The organism is Sphingobium agrisoli, from assembly GCF_041877245.1.
Taxonomy (GTDB): domain Bacteria; phylum Pseudomonadota; class Alphaproteobacteria; order Sphingomonadales; family Sphingomonadaceae; genus Sphingobium.
The window spans coordinates 112,736-132,810 of record NZ_JBHDJI010000008.1; the positions used below are offsets into that span (position 1 = coordinate 112,736).

Below are 20,075 nucleotides of genomic sequence, written 5' to 3' on the forward strand. Positions count from 1 at the left end.
AGCAGGGGTTGCAGCGCCTGTCAGCAGGGTCGGTGCGGCGCGGCGGCAAGCATGACAAGGGCCGTAATCCCTGCCCGCTTGCTTGGAACCCCGCCCCTGCTGTGATAGAGACCCGCGCACAAGAAAACGGGGCGCATGACATTCTCTCTATCCGATGATGAACGGGGGTTCCTGAAATGCGTGGATTGAAGATGCTGGCCGCGACGGCGCTGTGTTTGTCGCTGACGATGCCGCAGGCGATGGCGGAGGACAAGAAAGGTTCGTCCGGCCGCCAGGCGCAAGTGAAAAAGCAGATGGAAATTCCCCGCTGCACCAAGCGGCTCGGCACTGTCGCCATCGTCGAACCCGACAATCAATGGTGGCGCGAACTGAGCCTGGGCAGCCCCGAGGCGATCATCAAGCTGTTCGTGCAGCAATCGGGCTGCTTCGGCCTCGTCAATCGCGGCCGGTCCATGGCAAGCCGCAACATGGAGCGGGCTATGGCCGATTCGGGTGAGCTTCAGGCCGGTTCCAATCTGGGCAAGGGTCAGGTCAAGGCGGCCGACTATTTCCTTCAGCCCGACATCGTCACGACCAACAACAACAGCGGCGGCAATGCGTTTGGCGGCCTGATCGGCGGGATGCTGGGCGGCCGCGTCGGCGGCGCGCTGCTGGGTGGCATTTCGATCAAGAAGAAGGAAGCGAACGTCACCCTGTCGGTGGTGAACGCCCGCACGACCGAGGAAGAGGCGCTGGTCGAAGGCTATTTCCGCAAGTCGGACCTGAGCTTCGGCGGCGGTGGCGGCCTGGGCTGGATGGGTGGCCTGGGCGCGGCCGGTGGCGGCGGATACCAGAATACCGACATCGGCCAGGTGATCGTGCTCGCCTATCTCGACGCCTACACCAAGCTGGTGACGCAACTGGGCGGCCTGCCGGAAAATGCGGCGGCGGCGGCGCCCGTGGCACAGTAAGGAGAATGGGGCGCTGCCAGTCGGCAGAGCCCCTTTTGGTCATCCCCGGCTCGGCGCCGGGGCAGGCATGAGGCGGCGGCCTTCCCGCCGCCTTTTCCACCATGCGAGGATCGCCTCGCCCGCCGGCTGCTCCACCACGCGATTGATCGCGGTGCCGAGCGTCAGCGCGACCAGAAAGGCGGCGGCGAAGCCGATCCAGGGGCTGTAGCCGGCGCGCGCGCATTCCAGCATCACGACGAAGCCGACATTTTGGTGGATGAGGTAGAAGCTGTAGCTGATCCCGCCCAGCCAGACGAGCGGGCGGATGGCGATGAAGCGCAGATGCCCGTGGATCAGCGCGAGGAAGGCCGCCAGCAGCGCGCAGGCGACCAGGGTTACGTCCCACGTCTCCATCGTCGCGACCGAGGCCAGGGCCAGCGCGGCATAGGGGGCTTGCTGCCGCAGGCTGCGCTGCCCGCGCCAGAGGCGATAGGCGAGCATTCCCAGCACGAAGAAGGGCGTGTAGCGCAGCACCAGCAGCATGATGATACGCTCGGGCATGTCGGGCCAGGCCCAGTAGAGCCAGCGGATCATGAGCCAAGCGGCGAGCACCGGCTCCAGCCGCCTCAGCCCGGCGAATTTCCAGATCGCGATCATGCACACGTAGAAGGCGATCTCGACCGTCAGCGTCCAATAGGCGCCATCTACTTCGGGGATGAAGGCGAAGCCCTGCAACATGGTGAGGTTGGCGAGGATCGCGAAGGGGCCGACCAGCAACTGGGTCGCCTGCGCCAGATATTCGATCCCCAGCGTCATCAGCATCGCGACGATATAGGCCGGATAAAGGCGCGCGAAGCGGTTGACGATGAAGTCCGCCACCGTCGCGATCCGATCCAGCGTGAAGAAGATGGCGAAGCCCGAGATGGTGAAGAACAGCAGCACGCGGTAATTGCCGCCGGGGAAGCTGAAGGGCACATGCGCTGCCTGCGGGAACAGTTCGTGGAAGCGCGTGGAATAATGGAACACCAGCACGCACAGCGCGCCTATGCCACGCAGCGCGTCCAGTTCCGTCAAGCGGCCACGGGCAAGGGTCGGTCCAGCCATGCCGCGTCATAGCAACGAGCCAGCAACGAATCCGTTAAGATCGTAGTTAATGGCCGCGGTCGCGGGATTTTTCTTTGCTGCTTTTTTGCTGGACGGGACGTTCGTCAGCGTACCGGGGCTTCCGCCGCGCGCTTAAGGCCGGCCAACTGCTCAACCAGAACCTGATCGACCAGCGGCGCGAGCTTCGCCGTGCCGCCGCGTATATAGCCGCCCACGACATAGGTCATCACGACCGAGACGCCGTTGCCCGATGGCGTGATCGCCAGATCCAACGTGCCGACCGCCGCCTCCGACTGAAGCGGGCCGAGCGCGGCCGAGAGGCGCAATCGCTTTCCCGGCGCCGCGTAAATCACGCGACCATGCTCGACCGATCCGGCCGCGCCAGCCTTTGCGGGGATGGTTTCCCAGAAGCAGCCGCCGGCGCGCGCATCGATCGTCATGTTCACCGAATCACCGCTGTAGGTGTGCGCGTCGCTCCACCAGCGGCCCGGCGTGGCGATCAGCGCGTAAACGGTCGCCGCGTCGGCGGCGATCGTCACCTCATTCTCGCTGACGAAGCCGCTCTCGCCGCTGGCCGTGACGGCCGCATGGGCCGGAACGGCCATCGCCGCCCCGGCCCATGCCAGATAACCCCAGATACGCATGATCCATCCCCCCCAATTGCCGGGGAGACAGCCTAGCTCAGGCTGCGCCGCCGTCCAAGATGGCCGCGACGGCGGTCGTCACATCGTCCATGTCGGCCATCCCGTCGACGCGCGAGACGATGCCGCGGCTCTCGTAGAGCGGCAGGATCGGTGCGGTCTTGGCGCGATATTCGGCCATGCGGGTGCGGACCGTGTCCTCATTGTCGTCGGGACGGCGCTTGAAGTCGTGGCCGTGGCACTTGTCGCACTCGCCCTCGACTTTGGGCTGGTGGAAGCTGTCATGGTAGCCAGCACCGCAGGTGGCGCAGGTGAAGCGGCCGGTGATGCGCTCGACCAGCGCGTCCTCGTCCACTTCCAGTTCGATCACGTGGTCGAGCGTGCGGTCGCGGTCCGACAGGATGGTGTCGAGCGAATGGGCCTGCGCCTCGGTACGGGGATAGCCGTCGAAGATCACGCCGGTGTCCGGCGACAGGGCGTCGAGCGCTTCGCCGATGATGCCCGAAACGATCTCGTCGGAGACCAGTTCGCCCGCCTCCATCACGGCCTTCGCCTTGAGGCCGATGGGCGTGCCCGCCTTTACCGCGGCGCGCAGCATATCGCCGGTGGACAGTTGCACCATGCCCCGGTTGTCGACCAGGCGGGTCGCCTGCGTCCCCTTCCCCGCGCCCGGAGGGCCAAGCAGAATGATGTTCATCGCGCGCATACTCCCCTGTTCGTGCGCTGAATGAAAGGACGCCGCTTAACGCAGACGGCCCTTCAGCTTCGCCTTCTTGATCAGATCGCCATATTGATGGGCGAGCAGGTGGCTCTGGATCTGGGTCACGGTATCGACCGTTACATTGACCACGATCAGCAGGCTAGTCCCACCAAGGTAGAAGGGAATTCCCGCACGCGCGATCGCGAATTCCGGCACCAGGCAGATGAAGGCCAGATAGGCCGCGCCTATGACCGTGATGCGCGTCAACACATAGTCGAGATAGTTTTCGGTGTTCTTGCCCGGACGGATACCGGGGATGAAGCCGCCGTTGCGCTTCAAATTGTCGGCCGTCTCTTCCGGGTTGAACACCACGGCGGTGTAGAAGAAGCAGAAGAAGACGATGCCGAGGCCATAGAGCGCCATATAGACCGGGCTGCCGTGCGCCAGATATTGGTTCAGCGTCAGCACGAAATCGCCCCAGCGGCTTTCGCCCGCGACCGTCTGACCCGCGAACTGCGAGATGGTGAGCGGCATCAGCAGCAGCGAACTGGCGAAGATCGGCGGGATGACGCCGGCGGTGTTGACCTTCAAGGGCAGATGGCTGCGATCGGCCTGCATCAGCCCCTGGCGCGTCTGGCGCTTGGGATATTGGATGAGGACGCGGCGCTGGGCGCGCTCCATGAAGCAGATCAGCAGGACGAGGCCCATCAGCGCGACGACGATGACGAAGATCAGCAGGCCCGAAATCGAGCCTTCGCTGCCCGATTTGAAGAGGTTGCTAAGCGTCACCGGCAATTGCGCGACAATGCCCGCCATGATGATGAGCGAGGTGCCGTTGCCGATGCCGCGCGAGGTGATCTGCTCGCCCAGCCACATCAGGAACATGGTGCCGCCGATCAGCGAGACCACGGCGGTCAGGCGGAACAGCAGGCCGGGATCGACCACCGCCTGCATCCCCTGCTGCGCGCCGAAGCCTTCGAGGCCGACCGCGATGAAATAGCCCTGCACGGCGGTGAGACCGACCGTGCCGTAGCGCGTATATTGGTTGAGCTTCTTGCGCCCGCTCTCGCCTTCCTTCTTGATCGCCGCAAGCTGCGGCGAGAGGCTGGCGCCCAGCTGCACCACGATCGACGCGGTGATATAGGGCATGACGCCGAGCGCGATGAGGCTCATGCGCGAGAGCGAGCCGCCCGAGAAGGTGTTGAAGATGTCGAGGATGCCGCCGTTGGTCTGGCTGTAGAGCTGCGACAGGGCGGTCGGGTCGACGCCGGGCAGCGGCACGAAGCTCAAGAAACGGAAGACGATCAGCGCGCCCAGCGTGAACCACAGGCGCTTTTTAAGGTCGGTCGCCTGGCCGAACTTCGCCAGGCTGAGATTGGATGCGAGCTGGTCGGCTCTCGATGCCATGGTGGCTGCCCTTCAAATCACTCTTGAACGGGAACAAAAGCCCCGCGCCGGAATCGGTCATCCCTTAGCGGGACCATTCGGCCATGTCGAACGGGAGTTGTCACAGAAGCGACAAGCGGACATCCCCCGAAATGCATGACCCCGCCGACCCATATCGGGCAGCGGGGTCAGGCTTGCAAGATGCAGGCGGGCGATCAGCCCTGCCGCGCCGCCTTCTTGGCGGCGAGGGCGGTGCCCTTCTTCGCCTTCGCCTTGTCGGCGGCGGCGATAACTTCGATCACCTCGACCTTGCCGCCGGCCTTCTCGACCGCCTCAATCGCGCCCTTCGACGCGCCCGCGACGAGCAGGTTGACCTTCGCGGTCAGCTCGCCCTTGCCGAGCAGGCGCACGCCATCCTTGCCGCCACGGGCGAGAGCAGCGCCCTTGAGCGCCGCATGGTCGATAGTCGCGCCGGCGTCCAGCTTGCCCGCGTCGATCGCCTTCTGGAGCGCGCCCAGGTTCACGATCGCGTAGTCCTTGGCGAAGATGTTGTTGAAGCCGCGCTTGGGCAGACGCATGTGGAGCGGCATCTGGCCGCCCTCAAAGCCGTTGATGGCGACGCCCGAGCGCGCCTTGGCGCCCTTCTGGCCGCGCCCGGCGGTCTTGCCCTTGCCCGAGCCGATGCCGCGTCCGACGCGCATCCGGCCCTTGCGGGCGCCTTCATTGTCGGTGAGTTCGTTCAGTTTGAAAGTCATGTCGTGCACTCGCTTTCGCTTTTGTCGCGCGGAGGTTCGACCCTTAAGGATCAAACCGTAGCCCCAGCGCAAGCTGGGGCCTCGTGAGGCCGGGCGCATCCTACCGAAGGAGCGCCCAGCCGCCTGATATCCCAGCCTACGCCGGGATGACGGTTTTTAGTCGACCACTGCCACCATATGGGGGAGCTTGCGGATCGCGCCACGGACTTCGGCCGTGTCTTCCAGCTCCACCACGCGGTGCATCTTGCCGAGCCCCAGGCCGATCAGAATCTTCTTCTGGTCGGCGGGGCGGCGGATCGGCGAGCCGATCTGCTTGATCTTGATCTTCGCCATGTCGTCTTACTCCGCAATCGCTTCGGCGTCGGCCTGCGCGACTTCGGCCGAGGCGCCACCGCGACGCAGAAGGTCGGCGACCTTCTTGCCACGACGCTGCGCCACCGACTTGGGGCTGGTCTGTTCGCCCAGCGCCGCGAAGGTCGCACGGATCATGTTATAGGGGTTCGACGTGCCGTTCGACTTGGTCACGACGTCCGCGACGCCGAGGCTTTCGAACACGGCGCGCATCGGGCCGCCCGCGATGATGCCCGTACCGGCCGGGGCCGAACGCACGGTCACCTTGCCAGCGCCGAAATGGCCGAGGCCGTCATGGTGCAGGGTGCGGCCTTCCTTCAGCGGAACGCGGACCATCGCCTTCTTGGCGGCGGCGGTCGCCTTGCTGATGGCTTCGGGCACTTCGCGCGCCTTGCCATGGCCGAAGCCCGCACGACCCTTGCCATCCCCGACCACGACCAGCGCCGCGAAACCGAAGCGCTTGCCGCCCTTCACGGTCTTCGAGACGCGGTTGATGTGGACCAGCTTCTCGATCAGTTCCTCGCCCTGCTCCTCGTCACGGTTGCCGCGACGGTCGTCGCGACGGCCACGGCCACCGCGTTCGCCACGGTTGCGATCGCCACCGCCACGGTTGCCACGACCACGGCCGGGACCACGATTTTCGGTCGGCTGATCGCCGCCCTCGACAGCGGCGGGCGCGCCCGCCTGCGACTGGATATCGTTTTCGTCAGCCATATGTCAGAACTCCAGCCCGGCTTCGCGGGCGGCATCGGCCAGCGCCTTGACGCGGCCATGGAACAGGAAGCCACCACGGTCGAACACGACCTTGGTGACGCCGGCAGCGGTTGCCGCAGCGGCGACGCGCTTGCCGACTTCGGCGGCGGCTTCGGAAGTCGCGCCGGTTTTGCCGCGCACATCCTTGTCCAGGGTCGAAGCCGATGCGACGGTCTTGCCGGCGACGTCGTCGATGACCTGGGCGTAGATGTGACGACCCGAGCGGTGAACGCTAAGGCGCGGCTTGTGGCCGGCGACCGCCTTGAGCGCGGTGCGGACGCGGCGACGACGCCGCGCGAAGAGGGAAAGCTTTGCCATCTTACTTCTTCTTCCCTTCCTTGCGGAAGATGAACTCGCCGTCATACTTGATGCCCTTGCCCTTATAGGGCTCGGGCTTGCGCCAGCGACGAATTTCGGCGGCGACCTGGCCGACCTGCTGCTTGTCGATACCGCTGATCTCGACCGTGGTGTTATCCGGGGTCTTGATCTCGATGCCTTCCGGAATCGCGAAATCGACGTCATGGCTGTAGCCAAGCTGCAACTTCAGGTTGCGGCCCTGCGAGTTGGCGCGGTAGCCGACACCGGTGATGAGCAGCTTCTTCGAGAAGCCCTCGGTCACGCCGGTGATCAGGTTCTGCACCAGCGTCCGCTGCATGCCCCAGAAGGCGCGCGCCTGCTTGGTCTTGTTGGCCGGCTGGACGGAGATGCCGTCATTTTCCAGCGTGTAGCTGATCTCGTCGCGCAGCGCCATGGCGAGCGTGCCCTTGGGCCCCTTCACCGACAGCTGCCCGCCTTCGATGGTCGCGGTGACCCCGGCAGGGATCGCGACCGGCTTTTTACCGATGCGGCTCATCAGAACACCTCCGCCAGCACTTCGCCGCCGACATTCTGCTCGCGCGCTTCGGCGTCGGACAGAACGCCCTTGGGCGTCGAGACGATCGTGATGCCCAGGCCATTGCGGACCACCGGCAGTTCCTTGGAACCCGAATAGACGCGGCGGCCGGGCTTGGACACGCGCGCGACATGCTTGATCGCGGGCTGGCCTTCGAAATATTTGAGCTCGATGCGCAGGCCGGGGTGATTGCCGAGGACTTCCTCGGAATAGCCGCGGATATAGCCTTCGCGCTGGAGCACGTCGAGCACGCGGGCGCGCAGCTTGGACGCGGGGGAGACCACGCTGTCCTTCTTCGCCTGCTGCCCGTTGCGGATGCGGGTGAGCATGTCACCCAGGGGATCGGTCAATGCCATCTCAAATGATCCTTACCAGCTCGACTTGGTGACGCCGGGGATCAGGCCCTTGTTGGCCAGATCACGCAGCTGCACGCGGCAGAGACGGAATTTGCGGTAATAGGCCCGGGGACGGCCCGTCAGCTCGCACCGGTTGCGGATGCGGGTCGGGTTGCCGTTGCGGGGCACTTCCGCCATCTTCAGACGCGCAATCAGGCGGTCGCTGTCGTCCGCCGTCTTGTCATTCGCGATCGCCTTGAGCTTCGCATAGCGGCCGGCATATTTCTTCACCAGCTTCTTGCGGCGCTCGTTCTTGTTGATCGAACTCAGTTTCGCCATGACTTAAGTTCTCTTTCCTAGCTTAGCTTCTGGAAAGAGAAGCGGGGCCTCTGCTCCGTTAGGAGATTAGGCCGCCTGCTTCTCTTCGATCGGGAAGGGGAAGCCGAAGAGGCGCAGCAGTTCGCGCGCTTCATCGTCCGTCTTCGCCGTGGTGGTCACGATGATGTCCATGCCGCGCACCTTGTCGATGCGGTCATAGTTGATCTCCGGGAAGATGATCTGCTCCTTGATGCCGAAGGCATAGTTGCCACGGCCGTCGAAGCTCTTGGGATTAAGACCCCGGAAGTCGCGCACGCGGGGGAGCGCGATGTTGATCAGGCGGTCGAGGAACTCATACATGCGCTCGCGGCGCAGCGTCACCTTGGCGCCGATCGGCATGCCTTCGCGCAGCTTGAACTGGGCGATCGACTTGCGGGCCTTGGTGATGACCGGCTTCTGGCCGGCGATCAGTTCCATTTCCTCGGCGGCCGAGGTCACCTTCTTCTTGTCCTGGGTCGCTTCGCCCACGCCCATGTTGAGCGTGATCTTCTCGATCCGGGGAACTTCCATGACGTTCTTGTAACCGAACTTCTCGGTCATCGCCTTGGCGATCTCGGCGTCATAGAGCGCTTTCGAGCGCGGGATATATTTGTCGGCCATTACAGCACCTCACCGGACTTGACGGCGACGCGGACCTTCTTGCCGTCGCGGTCCTCGAAACGGACGCGGGTCGGCTTGCCGTCCTTGTCGGCCACGGCCACGTTGGAAATGTGGAGCGGCGCGGGCTTGCGGTCGATGCCGCCCTGCGGGTTCGACTGGTCGGGCTTGCGGTGGCGCGCATGGACGTTGATGCCCTCGACGAGCACCTTGTCATCCTTCGGCATCACCTGGAGGACCGAGCCGGTGCGGCCCTTGTCCTTGCCGGCCAGGACGACGACCTTGTCGCCCTTCTTGATACGTGCAGCGCTCATTACAGCACCTCGGGCGCAAGGCTGATGATCTTCATGTGCTGCTTCGCACGCAGCTCACGAACGACCGGGCCAAAGATACGGGTGCCGATCGGCTCCTGGTTCTTGTTGATCAGCACGGCGGCGTTGCCGTCGAAGCGGATCACCGAACCGTCGGCGCGGCGGATGTCCTTGGCGGTGCGGACGATGACCGCGCGATGCACGTCACCCTTCTTCACCTTGCCGCGCGGCGCGGCTTCCTTGATCGAAACGACGATGATGTCGCCCACGCCGGCGAAGCGACGCTTCGACCCGCCCAGCACCTTGATGCACTGGACGCGCTTGGCGCCGCTGTTGTCAGCGACGTCAAGATTGGATTGCATCTGGATCATGGATCCGGTTCCTTCCTGTCTGGCCTACCGAAACAATTCCGGCGGTTCCGAATTCGTGAATCGACCGGAAGATACGAAGCACGAAGCGCGGGCCTGTAACCCCTTCCCGATGAAAAGGCCAGCCCCGCGTCCGAATTTTCGCGCCTTCCGGCGGTGACTGGCCTCAGGCCGCCGTTTCGGGCGACTTGTGCGTGTCCACCCGCTCGATGACCTTCCAGGTCTTGAGCTTGGAAATCGGGGCGGTCTCCTCGATGCGGACCGTCTCGCCTTCCTTGTAGGCGTTGCCCTCGTCATGGGCATGATATTTCTTCGAGCGGCGGATGATCTTGCCGTAGAGCGCATGCTTCACCTTGCGCTCCACACGGACGACCACCGTCTTGTCGGTCTTGTCGGAAACCACCGTTCCCGTCAGCACGCGCTTGGGCATCGTGTGTTTCCTTCTTACTTCGCAGCCGAGCGCGAACGCTCGGTCTGGAGGGTCTTGATCTGCGCGATCGTCCGGCGGACTTCCCGCACCCGGCTGGGCTTTTCCAGCTGGTTGGTGGCGGCCTGGAAGCGCAGGTTGAACTGCTCGCGCTTCAGGTTGTTGAGCTCGGTCGACAGTTCGTCGTCCGTCTTGGTCTTGAGGTCGGCTACATTGCCCACGGCTTAACCCTCCAGGTGGGAGGTGTCGCCGAGGCGAGCGACAACCTTCGTCTTGATCGGCAGCTTCATCGCGGCGCGCGAGAAAGCCTCTGCTGCCAGTGGCCCTGGCACACCGTCCAGTTCGAACAGGATGCGGCCGGGCTTCACCCGCGCCGCCCAATATTCGACCGAACCCTTGCCCTTGCCCTGACGGACTTCAGCCGGCTTCTTCGACACCGGCACGTCGGGGAACACGCGGATCCACAGACGGCCCTGACGGCGAAGGTGGCGCTGGATCGCGCGGCGGGCCGCTTCGATCTGGCGGGCGGTGACGCGCTCGGGCTCCAGGGCCTTGAGGCCATAGGCGCCGAAGTTCAGGGCCGAACCGCCCTTGGCGTCGCCCTTGATCCGGCCCTTGAAAGCCTTGCGGAACTTCATCTTCTTCGGTTGCAGCATGACGCTATACCTACCTTATAATCAGCGCGCCGGGCGCACGCCGGAGGTCTGAGCCTCCAGCATCAGCCGGTCGGTGGCCATCGGATCATGACCAAGGATTTCGCCCTTGAAGATCCAGACCTTGATGCCGCAGACGCCATAGGCGGTGTGCGCTTCGGCTTCGGCATAGTCGACGTTCGCGCGCAGCGTGTGCAGCGGAACGCGGCCTTCGCGATACCATTCGACACGGGCGATTTCCGCGCCGCCCAGACGGCCGCCGCAGGTGATCTTGATGCCTTCGGCGCCCAGACGCAGCGCCGACTGCACCGCGCGCTTCATGGCGCGGCGGAAGGCGACACGGCGTTCCAGCTGATCGGCGATGCCCTGCGCGACGAGCTTGGAGTCGATTTCCGGCTTGCGGATCTCGACGATGTTCAGGCTGACGTCCGAAGAGGTCAGGCTGCCCAGCTTCTTGCGCAGCTTCTCGATGTCCGCGCCCTTCTTGCCGATGATGACACCGGGACGTGCGGCGTAGATCGAGATGCGGCACAGCTTGGCCGGGCGCTCGATCACGACCTTGGAGATCGCGGCCTGTGGCAGGGTCTTCATGATATACTGGCGGATCTTGAGATCCTCCAGCAGAAGCCGGCCATAATCCTGGCCTTCCGCGAACCAGCGGCTGTCCCAGGTGCGGTTGATCTGAAGCCGCAGACCGATCGGGTTGCTCTTGTGACCCATATTCTTAAGCCTCCGCTTCTTCGCCAGCTTCACGCACGACGATGCGCACGCGGCTGAAGGGCTTGAGGATCCGGGTCGACTTGCCGCGGCCGCGGGCATGGAAGCGCTTCATGGTGAAGCTCTTGCCCACCGACGCTTCCGCGACGACCAGGCTGTCGACGTCCAGATTGTGATTGTTTTCCGCGTTGGCGATGGCCGAGGCCAGCACCTTGCGAACATCGACCGCCATCGCCTTCTTCGAGAAGGCGAGCACGTTCAGCGCGTCCTCGACCCGGCGGCCGCGGATCAGCGCCGCGACCAGGTTCAGCTTCTGGGCCGAACCACGGATCTGCGTGCCGACGGCGAGCGCTTCATTGTCGGCGACGCGACGGGGAGCCTTTTCCTTGCTCATCAGCGCTTGCCCTTCTTGTCGGCGGCGTGGCCGGGGAAGTAGCGGGTCGGGGCGAATTCGCCCAGCTTGTGACCCACCATATCCTCGTTCACGGAGACCGGAACATGCTTGCGGCCATTATAGACGTTGAACGTCAGGCCGACGAACTGCGGCAGGATCGTCGAACGGCGCGACCAGGTCTTGATGGGACCGGAACGACCATTGCTGTCCTGCGCGGCTTCCGCCTTCTTCAGAAGGCTGAGGTCCACGAACGGACCTTTCCAGACGGAACGAGCCATCTCGCTTACCTCTTCTTCTTCGCGTGGCGGCTACGGATAATCATCTTGTCCGTCGCCTTGTTATGGCGGGTGCGCGCACCCTTGGTCGGCTTGCCCCAAGGCGTGACCGGATGACGGCCGCCCGAGGTCCGGCCTTCACCACCGCCATGCGGGTGATCGACCGGGTTCTTCGCCACGCCGCGCGTCAGCGGGCGCTTGCCGAGCCAGCGGTTGCGGCCGGCCTTGGCGAGGTTGGTGTTGGCGTTGTCGGGGTTCGACACCGCGCCCACCGTGCCCATGCAGTCCGAACGGATATAGCGCTGCTCGCCCGAAGACAGGCGGACCATCACCATGCCGCGATCGCGACCGACAAGCTGGGCATAGGTGCCCGCCGAACGGCAGAGCTGACCGCCCTTGCCCGGCTTCATTTCGATATTGTGGATGATGGTGCCGACGGGCATCTGGCCCAGTTCCATCGCGTTGCCCGGCTTCACGTCGGTCTTCTTGCCCGCGATGATCTTGTCGCCGGGGGCCAGACGCTGCGGCGCCAGCACATAGGTCTGGGTGCCGTCGGGATAGTTGACGAGCGCGATGAAGGCGGTGCGGTTGGGGTCATATTCCAGACGCTCCACCGTGCCTTCCACGTCCCACAGGCGACGCTTGAAGTCGATGATGCGATATTTCTGCTTGTGACCGCCGGCGATGCCGCGCGAGGTCACATGACCCTTGTTGTTGCGACCGCCGGTCTTGCGCTTGCCTTCGGTCAGCGCCTTGACGGGCTTGCCCTTGTGCAGGCTCGACTTGTCGACGAGGATCAGGCCGCGCTGGGCGGGGCTGGTCGGGTTGTAGCTCTTAAGCGCCATGGTCAGCGCACTCCTTCGGTGATGTCGATCGACTGGCCATCGGCCAGCCGAACGATCGCCTTCTTGACGTCCGAGCGCGTGTAGGGCTTGCCCTTCCACTTCTTGGTCTTGCCCTTGGCGACCAGCGTGTTCACGCTCTTGACGGTCACGCCCCAGATCGCCTCGACGGCGGCCTTGATCTCGGGCTTCGAGGCGGTGTTCGCGACCTTGAAGACCACGGCGTTATTCTCGGAGAGAAGCGTCGACTTCTCGGTGATGACCGGCGCGACAACGACGTCGTAATGACGGTTGTCCACGGTCGCGGCGTCCTTCTTAGCCATTGAAACGCGCCTCCAGCTTTTCGACCGCGGCGCGCGTCAGCACCAGCGAATCCGCCCTAAGGATGTCGTAAACATTGGCGCCAACGGCCGGCAGCAGGTCCACGCCGACGATGTTGGCCGATGCCTTCGCGAAGCTGACGTTCACGGCATCGCCGTCGATGAACAGAACCTTGGTCAGGTTCAGCTTGGCGAGATGCGCGACCAGGTTCTTGGTCTTGCCCTCGGCCACGTCGAAGCTGTCGAGGACGATCAGCGAACCGTCCTTGACCTTCGCCGACAGCGCCATCTTGAGACCCAGCGCACGCACCTTCTTGTTGAGGTCGTGGCCAAAGTCGCGGGCGCGGGCGCCGTGCGCCTTACCACCGCCGATGAACACGGGGGCCTTGCGGTCGCCGTGACGGGCGGTGCCGCCGCCCTTCTGGCGGCCGAACTTCTTGCCGGTGCGGGCTACGTCCGACCGCTCGCGGGTGGCGCGGGCGGGGGCGCGGCGCTTTTCCAGCTGCCAGGTGACGACGCGGTGCAGGATGTCGGTGCGGGGCTCGACGCCGAACACGGCGTCGCTCAGCTCCAGCTCACCGGCGGCTGCGGCGTCGAGGGTCTGTACATTGACCTTCATGGTTTAGCCCTCCTGGCCTTCGGTCGCTTCGGCAGCGGCTGCTTCGTCAGCAGGCGTGTCGGCCGGAGCGTTGTTGCTGTTGGCGGCAGCCTTGAGGCTGGCCGGATAGGGCACGTCGGCCGGGCGCTTCACCTTGACGGCGTCGCAGACGGTGAGCCAGGTGCCCTTGGCGCCGGGAACCGAACCCTTGACGAACAGGAGACCGCGCTCGACGTCGGTGCGGACGATCTCGAGATTCTGCTGGGTCCGCTCGCGGTCGCCCATGTGGCCGGCCATCTTCTTGTTCTTGAAGACGCGGCCGGGGTCCTGGCGGTTACCGGTCGAACCATGGGCACGGTGGCTGATCGAGACACCGTGGGTGGCGCGCATGCCGCCGAAGCCCCAGCGCTTCATGGCGCCAGCGAAACCCTTACCCTGGGTGTGGCCGGCGACGTCGACCAGCTGGCCGGCAATGAAATGGTCGGCCGCGATCTCGGCGCCGACATCGAGGAGCGCATCCTCGGCGACGCGGAATTCGACCAGGCGCGCCTTGGGCTCCACTTCCGCCTTGGCGAAGTGGCCGCGCTGCGGCTTGGCGACATTCTTGACCTTCGCGACGCCCGCGCCGAGCTGGACCGCGACATAGCCGTCACGGTCGGTCTCCTTGCGGGCCACGACCTGATTGCCCTCAAGGGCCAGAACCGTAACCGGTATATGACGTCCGTCCTCCTGGAACAGACGGGTCATCCCGACTTTCTTAGCGATCACGCCTGTGCGCATCACTGATTACTCCCATAGAGGCCCGCCGTAGCAGCGGGCGTATCCAACGAAAAAACCGCGCAGGATAACTCCTTCGCGGCCCAACCCGAATAGTGCGATCACCCCGTCAGGGTTGGATGCCGACCCCTCTCGGGAAAGGCGACGGGGGACCAGGACCATAGACCGTTCCGGTTCACCGGAGGGGCCATGCGGTATCCCTTGTGTCGTTTGAGCTTCCCCGAAGGAAATGCCCGATACCCTGCCGCACTCGCGGTTGGCAGGGACTTGTCGGCCTCAGGCCAACTTGATCTCGACGTTCACGCCGGCAGCCAGGTCCAGCTTCATCAGCGCGTCGACCGTCTGCGGCGTGGGCTGCACAATGTCAAGCATACGCTTGTAGGTGCGGACCTCGAACTGCTCGCGCGACTTCTTGTCGATGTGCGGGCCACGGTTGACCGTGAACTTTTCGATGCGCGTCGGCAGAGGAATCGGACCGCGGATGAGGGCGCCAGTGCGACGGGCGGTGTCGGCGATGTCGCCGGTCGCCTGATCGAGCACGCGATGATCGAACGCCTTGAGGCGAATGCGGATATTGCTGTCCATGTTTCCTGTACCGATGCGAAAGAGCCAAAAACCCGCGCATTTTCTAAAACCAGCCGGAGCAGCCGATGATTTACGAAAATGCGCTCACAAATAAAATCCGCCCCATCTTGCCCTTCTAGCTGGTGAAAGCCGGAGAAAGGCGATCCGAGGCGGCTGAAAAATCCGAGCGGCGCGAATCAGCCGATTCGCGCCGCTGCGGTCCTATATTACTTCGAGATCGTACCGACAACCCCTGCGCCGACGGTCCGGCCGCCTTCGCGGATCGCGAAGCGCAGGCCCGAGTCCATGGCGATCGGAGCGATCAGCTTGACGCCGAGCTTCACGTTGTCGCCGGGCATCACCATCTCGGTGCCCTCGGGCAGGATCACTTCGCCAGTCACGTCGGTGGTGCGGAAGTAGAACTGCGGACGATAGTTCGCAAAGAACGGGGTGTGACGACCGCCTTCTTCCTTCGACAGGACATAGACTTCCGCGTCGAATTCGGTGTGCGGGGTGATGGTGCCGGGCTTCGCCAGAACCTGGCCGCGCTCGACTTCCTCACGCTTGATGCCACGGATCAGCGCACCGATGTTGTCGCCCGCGCGACCTTCGTCAAGCAGCTTGCGGAACATTTCGACGCCGGTGACGGTGGTCTTGGCGGTCGCCTTCAGACCCACGATCTCGACTTCCTCGCCGACCTTCACGATGCCGGTTTCGACACGGCCGGTCACGACGGTGCCGCGACCCGAGATCGAGAACACGTCTTCGATCGGCATCAGGAACGCCTTGTCAACCGGACGCTCCGGCTGCGGGATGAACTCGTCGACGGCAGCCATCAGCTTCAGGACAGCCTGCTTGCCGATTTCGTCGTTCGAGCCGTCCAGCGCCTTCACGGCCGAGCCGGGGATGACGGGGATGTTGTCGCCGTCGAAGTCGTAGCTGCTCAGCAGCTCGCGGATTTCCAGCTCAACGAGCTCGAGGATTTCGGCGTCGTCGACCAGGTCGACCTTGTTCATGAACACGACGAGCTGCGGCACGCCGACCTGACGGGCGAGCAGGATGTGCTCGCGGGTCTGGGGCATCGGGCCGTCGGTGGCCGACACGACCAGGATCGCGCCGTCCATCTGCGCCGCGCCGGTGATCATGTTCTTGACGTAGTCGGCGTGACCCGGGCAGTCGACGTGGGCGTAGTGACGCGCTTCGGTTTCATATTCGACGTGCGCGGTCGAAATGGTGATGCCGCGCTCGCGCTCTTCGGGGGCCTTGTCGATGTTGGCGTAGTCGACGAAGGTCGCGCCGCCGGTTTCGGCCAGCACCTTGGTGATCGCCGCGGTCAGCGAGGTCTTGCCATGGTCGACGTGACCGATGGTGCCGATGTTGCAGTGCGGCTTGTTCCGCTCAAACTTAGCCTTAGCCATTTTATCCTACCTTCTAATCAAAATCAGCTTGGGTCTGACCGCTCGGCCGCGCCTCGCGAAGGCGCGTCCATAGCAGCAAATTTACAGATTACCAGCCCCTAACCGAGCCGCTCGCACGGCCCGGCCAGGGAAACAGTTCAGGCCATCTTCGCCTTGACTTCGTCCGCCACATTCTGCGGCACTTCGTCATAATGCGAGAAGATCATCGAGTAGTTCGCGCGGCCCTGGGTGAAGGACCGCAACGAATTCACGTAGCCGAACATGTTCGCCAGCGGGACCATGGCCTCGACCACCTGGGCGTTGCCGCGGGTGTCGGTGCCCTGGATCTGACCACGGCGGCTGTTCATGTCGCCGATGACGTCGCCCAGATATTCCTCGGGGGTCACGACCTCGACCTTCATGACCGGCTCAAGCAGGGTGATGCCCGACTTCTGCGCCGCTTCGCGCATCGCGGCGCGGCCGGTGATTTCGAACGCCAGCGCCGACGAGTCGACGTCGTGATAGGCGCCGTCATAGAGCAGGATTTCGAAGTCGATGATCGGGAAGCCGATCAGCGATCCGGTGGCGGCGGTTTCGCGCATGCCCTTCTCGATCGCGGGGATATATTCCTTGGGAATATTACCGCCCTTGATCTCATCCTTGAAGATGATGCCCGCGCCGCGCTCGCCCGGCGTCAGCTTCACCTTGATGCGGCCGAACTGGCCGGTGCCGCCCGACTGCTTCTTGTGGGTATAGTCGACGTCGACCGGCTTTTTCAGATATTCGCGATAGGCCACCTGCGGCGCGCCGACATTCGCCTCGACCTTGAACTCCCGCTTCATGCGGTCGACCAGGATTTCGAGGTGAAGCTCGCCCATGCCCTTGATGATGGTCTGGCCCGATTCGTGATCGGTCGACACGCGGAAGGACGGGTCTTCGGCGGCCAGGCGGTTGAGGGCGACGCCCATCTTTTCCTGGTCGGCCTTGGTCTTGGGTTCGACCGACAGTTCGATGACCGGCTCGGGGAATTCCATCCGCTCCAGGATGATCGGCTGGCGCTCGGCGCACAGCGTGTCACCCGTGGTGGTTTCCTTCATACCGGCCAGCGCGACGATGTCGCCGGCATAGGCGGTGTCGATGTCCTCGCGGCTGTTCGCATGCATCAGCAGCATGCGGCCGACCTTTTCCTTCTTGTCCTTGACCGAGTTCAGATAGGTGCCCTTGGTCAGCGTGCCCGAATAGACGCGCAGGAAGGTGAGCGAGCCCACGAAGGGATCGTTCATGATCTTGAACGCCAGGCCCGAGAAGGGCGCGTCATCGGCGGTCTTGCGGGTGTCGGGTTCCTCGGTGTCGGGGTTGATGCCCTGAACGTCGGGAATGTCGAGCGGCGAAGGCAGATAGTCCACAACCGCGTCAAGCAGCGGCTGAACGCCCTTGTTCTTGAACGCGGAGCCGCACAGCACCGGCGTGAACGCCTGATTGAGCGTGCCCTTGCGGATCAGCGCCTTGAGCGTCGCGGTGTCGGGGAGGTTGCCTTCGAGATAGGCTTCCATCGCCTCGTCGTCCTGCTCGACGGCAAGCTCGATCAGCTTTTCGCGATAGTCGGCGGCCTTGTCGGCGAGGTCGGCAGGAATCTCTTCATAGTAGAATTCCGCGCCCAGGCTTTCATCCTTCCAGATGATCGCGCGGTTTTCGACCAGGTCGACCAGGCCCTTGAAATCGCTCTCCGCGCCGATCGGCAGATAAAGGACGGCCGGGGTCGCGCCCAGACGGTCGATGATCGTCTGCACGCAATAATAGAAGTCGGCGCCGGTGCGGTCGAGCTTGTTGATGAAGCACATCCGCGGAACCTTATACTTGTCCGCCTGGCGCCACACGGTTTCCGACTGCGGCTCCACGCCCGCAACGCCATCGAACGCGGCGACCGCGCCGTCAAGCACGCGCAGCGAACGCTCGACTTCGATGGTGAAGTCGACGTGGCCGGGGGTGTCGATGATGTTCAGGCGATGCTCAAGGCCCTTGCCCTCGTTCGCCTTCCACACGCAGGTCGTTGCCGCGGACGTGATCGTGATCCCGCGCTCCTGCTCCTGCTCCATCCAGTCCATGGTGGCGGCGCCGTCATGGACTTCGCCGATCTTGTAGGACTTGCCGGTGTAGTAGAGAATACGCTCGGTCGTGGTGGTCTTGCCGGCGTCGATGTGGGCCATGATGCCGAAATTACGATAGCGTTCGAGCGGATGGCTGCGGGCCATGATGCTTACTCCGTTGCCGGGTGCCGGCGGGGTGGAAGATTGCGATTAGCAAAATCCGTTCGGTTCGAGTAGCTTCGAGCGAAGTCGAGAAGCGACGGTCGAGAATTGTTCTCGATACGCCGTCTCGACAAGCTCGACGGCTACTCGAACCGAACGGATTTTAAGAAGCCATGAAAGCGGGGCAGCCTGCGCCGCCCCGCCTCCTATATAGTCGTTACCAGCGGTAATGCGAGAAGGCGCGGTTCGCTTCCGCCATGCGGTGCGTGTCTTCGCGCTTCTTGACGGCATTGCCGCGGTTGTTGGCGGCGTCCAGCAGCTCGCCCGACAGGCGCGCGGCCATCGTGGTTTCGCTGCGGTTGCGCGCGGCGGTGATCAGCCAGCGAATGGCCAGCGCCTGCGAGCGTTCGGGACGCACTTCGACCGGAACCTGGTAGGTCGCACCACCGACGCGGCGGCTGCGGACCTCGATGCCCGGCTTCACATTGTTGAGGGCGTCATGGAACAGACCGATCGGATCCTTCTTGGCGCGGGTCTCGACGGTTTCGAGAGCGCCATAGACGATCGATTCGGCGACGGCCTTCTTGCCGTCCTGCATGATGCTGTTCATGAACTTCGACAGCACGATATCGCCGAACTTGGGATCCGGCAGGATGACGCGCTTTTCGGGGCGACGACGACGTGACATGTTTCTGGTCTCCCCTTCTTACTTCGGACGCTTCGCGCCGTACTTGGAACGGCTCTGCTTGCGATCCTTGACGCCCTGGGTATCCAGCACGCCGCGCAGCACATGGTAACGCACACCGGGAAGGTCGCGCACGCGGCCGCCACGGATCAGCACGACCGAGTGCTCCTGAAGATTGTGGCCTTCGCCCGGGATGTAGGTGATGACTTCGCGCTGGTTGACCAGACGCACCTTCGCCACCTTGCGGAGCGCCGAGTTCGGCTTCTTCGGGGTCGTCGTATAGACGCGGGTGCAAACGCCGCGCTTCTGCGGGTTCGCATCCATCGCAGGGACCTTCGACTTGGTCTTCTGCAGTTCGCGGCCCTTGCGGACCAGCTGGTTGATCGTTGGCATGAAGCCCTTCACCTTTTCAGTTACTTTACCGGCATTCCCGCGTTTGCGTGCTGGGTGGCGGAAGATTCCTCCAAACAGCAAAGGCCCCGGCGGGCGAAAGCCCCCTGGAGCCGCAAGAGCACCCGGCAATGTTCAGCTCTAATGTCGCTCAGCCGATAGTCGCAGGGAGACGAGTCTTCGCACGGCAGGCCGCTGGGCAGCCGGGCCTATAGCGACCGCGCCCGGCCCGGTCAAGCAGCGCGCGCCGCGCCCTCCACGCAGCGCGGAAGCCCACGAATTTAGCG

30 protein-coding genes are annotated in these 20,075 nt (G+C 64.0%); 1 reads left to right on the plus strand and 29 read right to left on the minus strand.

The features are described 5' to 3' along the window. Window positions 1–176: 176 nt before the first annotated feature. Entirely contained in the window at window positions 177–950 is a 774-nt protein-coding gene (locus ACETPF_RS14235; protein ID WP_373935204.1) for a penicillin-binding protein activator LpoB, read from the plus strand. A gap of 39 nt (window positions 951–989) precedes the next feature. Here ACETPF_RS14235 and ACETPF_RS14240 read toward each other — a convergent pair whose 3' ends face one another. The 29 genes from ACETPF_RS14240 to rpsL all read right to left on the minus strand — a co-directional run bounded on the left by ACETPF_RS14240 (window position 990) and on the right by rpsL (window position 19,791). After that, the gene (locus ACETPF_RS14240) at window positions 990–2,033 is read right to left on the minus strand and encodes an acyltransferase family protein (RefSeq protein WP_373935206.1); all 1,044 of its coding nucleotides are present in this window, start codon (window positions 2,031–2,033) and stop codon (window positions 990–992) included. A 104-nt stretch (window positions 2,034–2,137) separates the two neighbouring features. Next, window positions 2,138–2,677, minus strand: a complete 540-nt coding sequence (locus ACETPF_RS14245; RefSeq protein ID WP_373935207.1) for an SRPBCC family protein — start codon at window positions 2,675–2,677, stop codon at window positions 2,138–2,140. 37 nt (window positions 2,678–2,714) lie between these two features. Then, window positions 2,715–3,371: an adenylate kinase gene (locus tag ACETPF_RS14250; RefSeq protein ID WP_373935208.1), complete on the minus strand. Its 657-nt coding sequence runs from the start codon at window positions 3,369–3,371 to the stop codon at window positions 2,715–2,717. A 45-nt stretch (window positions 3,372–3,416) separates the two neighbouring features. Next, on the minus strand, window positions 3,417–4,781 hold the full coding sequence (gene secY, locus ACETPF_RS14255) for a preprotein translocase subunit SecY (RefSeq protein WP_373935209.1): 1,365 nt from the start codon (window positions 4,779–4,781) through the stop codon (window positions 3,417–3,419). A 194-nt stretch (window positions 4,782–4,975) separates the two neighbouring features. Further along, the gene (rplO, locus tag ACETPF_RS14260) at window positions 4,976–5,515 is read right to left on the minus strand and encodes a 50S ribosomal protein L15 (RefSeq protein WP_373935210.1); all 540 of its coding nucleotides are present in this window, start codon (window positions 5,513–5,515) and stop codon (window positions 4,976–4,978) included. Between the two features lie 156 nt (window positions 5,516–5,671). Continuing rightward, window positions 5,672–5,848 carry a 50S ribosomal protein L30 gene (rpmD, locus tag ACETPF_RS14265; RefSeq protein WP_373935212.1) on the minus strand — a complete coding sequence of 59 codons (177 nt, stop codon included), beginning with the start codon at window positions 5,846–5,848 and terminating at the stop codon, window positions 5,672–5,674. Window positions 5,849–5,854: 6 nt separating this feature from the next. Further along, on the minus strand, window positions 5,855–6,580 hold the full coding sequence (rpsE, locus tag ACETPF_RS14270) for a 30S ribosomal protein S5 (RefSeq protein ID WP_373935214.1): 726 nt from the start codon (window positions 6,578–6,580) through the stop codon (window positions 5,855–5,857). A gap of 3 nt (window positions 6,581–6,583) precedes the next feature. Continuing rightward, window positions 6,584–6,937, minus strand: coding sequence for a 50S ribosomal protein L18 (gene rplR, locus ACETPF_RS14275; RefSeq protein WP_373935215.1), 354 nt, complete (start codon window positions 6,935–6,937; stop codon window positions 6,584–6,586). A gap of 1 nt (window position 6,938) precedes the next feature. Further along, on the minus strand, window positions 6,939–7,472 hold the full coding sequence (gene rplF / locus ACETPF_RS14280) for a 50S ribosomal protein L6 (RefSeq protein ID WP_373935216.1): 534 nt from the start codon (window positions 7,470–7,472) through the stop codon (window positions 6,939–6,941). Further along, window positions 7,472–7,867, minus strand: a complete 396-nt coding sequence (rpsH, locus tag ACETPF_RS14285) for a 30S ribosomal protein S8 (RefSeq protein WP_328281733.1) — start codon at window positions 7,865–7,867, stop codon at window positions 7,472–7,474. Before rpsH ends, rplF begins: the two co-directional genes overlap by 1 nt. A 12-nt stretch (window positions 7,868–7,879) precedes the next feature. Then, complete coding sequence (gene rpsN / locus ACETPF_RS14290; protein ID WP_373935217.1) at window positions 7,880–8,185, minus strand: 30S ribosomal protein S14; 306 nt, start codon at window positions 8,183–8,185, stop codon at window positions 7,880–7,882. Window positions 8,186–8,251: 66 nt separating this feature from the next. Continuing rightward, window positions 8,252–8,824, minus strand: coding sequence for a 50S ribosomal protein L5 (rplE, locus tag ACETPF_RS14295; protein WP_066769614.1), 573 nt, complete (start codon window positions 8,822–8,824; stop codon window positions 8,252–8,254). Further along, window positions 8,824–9,135 (minus strand): 50S ribosomal protein L24, encoded by a 312-nt coding sequence (gene rplX / locus ACETPF_RS14300; protein WP_253339967.1) that lies wholly within the window; start codon window positions 9,133–9,135, stop codon window positions 8,824–8,826. The genes rplE and rplX overlap by 1 nt, the downstream gene beginning before the upstream one ends. Beyond that, window positions 9,135–9,503: a 50S ribosomal protein L14 gene (gene rplN / locus ACETPF_RS14305; RefSeq protein ID WP_066700946.1), complete on the minus strand. Its 369-nt coding sequence runs from the start codon at window positions 9,501–9,503 to the stop codon at window positions 9,135–9,137. Before rplN ends, rplX begins: the two co-directional genes overlap by 1 nt. Window positions 9,504–9,666: 163 nt before the next feature. Beyond that, the gene (gene rpsQ, locus ACETPF_RS14310; RefSeq protein ID WP_253339969.1) at window positions 9,667–9,930 is read right to left on the minus strand and encodes a 30S ribosomal protein S17; all 264 of its coding nucleotides are present in this window, start codon (window positions 9,928–9,930) and stop codon (window positions 9,667–9,669) included. 14 nt (window positions 9,931–9,944) lie between these two features. Continuing rightward, on the minus strand, window positions 9,945–10,148 hold the full coding sequence (gene rpmC / locus ACETPF_RS14315; RefSeq protein WP_373935218.1) for a 50S ribosomal protein L29: 204 nt from the start codon (window positions 10,146–10,148) through the stop codon (window positions 9,945–9,947). Between the two features lie 3 nt (window positions 10,149–10,151). Then, window positions 10,152–10,583 (minus strand): 50S ribosomal protein L16, encoded by a 432-nt coding sequence (gene rplP / locus ACETPF_RS14320; RefSeq protein WP_328281744.1) that lies wholly within the window; start codon window positions 10,581–10,583, stop codon window positions 10,152–10,154. Between the two features lie 21 nt (window positions 10,584–10,604). Continuing rightward, a complete protein-coding gene (gene rpsC / locus ACETPF_RS14325) occupies window positions 10,605–11,300 on the minus strand; it encodes a 30S ribosomal protein S3 (RefSeq protein ID WP_373935219.1) in 696 nt (231 codons plus the stop codon). Window positions 11,301–11,304: 4 nt separating this feature from the next. Next, entirely contained in the window at window positions 11,305–11,691 is a 387-nt protein-coding gene (gene rplV / locus ACETPF_RS14330; RefSeq protein ID WP_373935220.1) for a 50S ribosomal protein L22, read from the minus strand. Further along, a complete protein-coding gene (gene rpsS, locus ACETPF_RS14335; protein WP_328281749.1) occupies window positions 11,691–11,969 on the minus strand; it encodes a 30S ribosomal protein S19 in 279 nt (92 codons plus the stop codon). Before rpsS ends, rplV begins: the two co-directional genes overlap by 1 nt. 5 nt (window positions 11,970–11,974) lie before the next feature. After that, entirely contained in the window at window positions 11,975–12,811 is an 837-nt protein-coding gene (gene rplB, locus ACETPF_RS14340) for a 50S ribosomal protein L2 (RefSeq protein WP_373935221.1), read from the minus strand. Between the two features lie 2 nt (window positions 12,812–12,813). Continuing rightward, complete coding sequence (locus ACETPF_RS14345) at window positions 12,814–13,131, minus strand: 50S ribosomal protein L23 (protein ID WP_328281753.1); 318 nt, start codon at window positions 13,129–13,131, stop codon at window positions 12,814–12,816. Continuing rightward, window positions 13,124–13,747 carry a 50S ribosomal protein L4 gene (gene rplD, locus ACETPF_RS14350; protein WP_373935223.1) on the minus strand — a complete coding sequence of 208 codons (624 nt, stop codon included), beginning with the start codon at window positions 13,745–13,747 and terminating at the stop codon, window positions 13,124–13,126. The genes ACETPF_RS14345 and rplD overlap by 8 nt, the downstream gene beginning before the upstream one ends. A 3-nt stretch (window positions 13,748–13,750) precedes the next feature. Then, a complete protein-coding gene (gene rplC / locus ACETPF_RS14355; RefSeq protein ID WP_373935292.1) occupies window positions 13,751–14,506 on the minus strand; it encodes a 50S ribosomal protein L3 in 756 nt (251 codons plus the stop codon). A 273-nt stretch (window positions 14,507–14,779) separates the two neighbouring features. After that, window positions 14,780–15,088 (minus strand): 30S ribosomal protein S10, encoded by a 309-nt coding sequence (rpsJ, locus tag ACETPF_RS14360; RefSeq protein ID WP_007686587.1) that lies wholly within the window; start codon window positions 15,086–15,088, stop codon window positions 14,780–14,782. Window positions 15,089–15,294: 206 nt separating this feature from the next. After that, the gene (tuf, locus tag ACETPF_RS14365; protein ID WP_373935224.1) at window positions 15,295–16,485 is read right to left on the minus strand and encodes an elongation factor Tu; all 1,191 of its coding nucleotides are present in this window, start codon (window positions 16,483–16,485) and stop codon (window positions 15,295–15,297) included. A gap of 137 nt (window positions 16,486–16,622) precedes the next feature. Continuing rightward, the gene (fusA, locus tag ACETPF_RS14370; protein ID WP_373935225.1) at window positions 16,623–18,716 is read right to left on the minus strand and encodes an elongation factor G; all 2,094 of its coding nucleotides are present in this window, start codon (window positions 18,714–18,716) and stop codon (window positions 16,623–16,625) included. Window positions 18,717–18,930: 214 nt separating this feature from the next. Next, complete coding sequence (gene rpsG / locus ACETPF_RS14375; protein ID WP_328281765.1) at window positions 18,931–19,401, minus strand: 30S ribosomal protein S7; 471 nt, start codon at window positions 19,399–19,401, stop codon at window positions 18,931–18,933. Between the two features lie 18 nt (window positions 19,402–19,419). Then, entirely contained in the window at window positions 19,420–19,791 is a 372-nt protein-coding gene (gene rpsL, locus ACETPF_RS14380; RefSeq protein WP_004208728.1) for a 30S ribosomal protein S12, read from the minus strand. Between the last annotated feature and the right edge of the window lie 284 nt (window positions 19,792–20,075).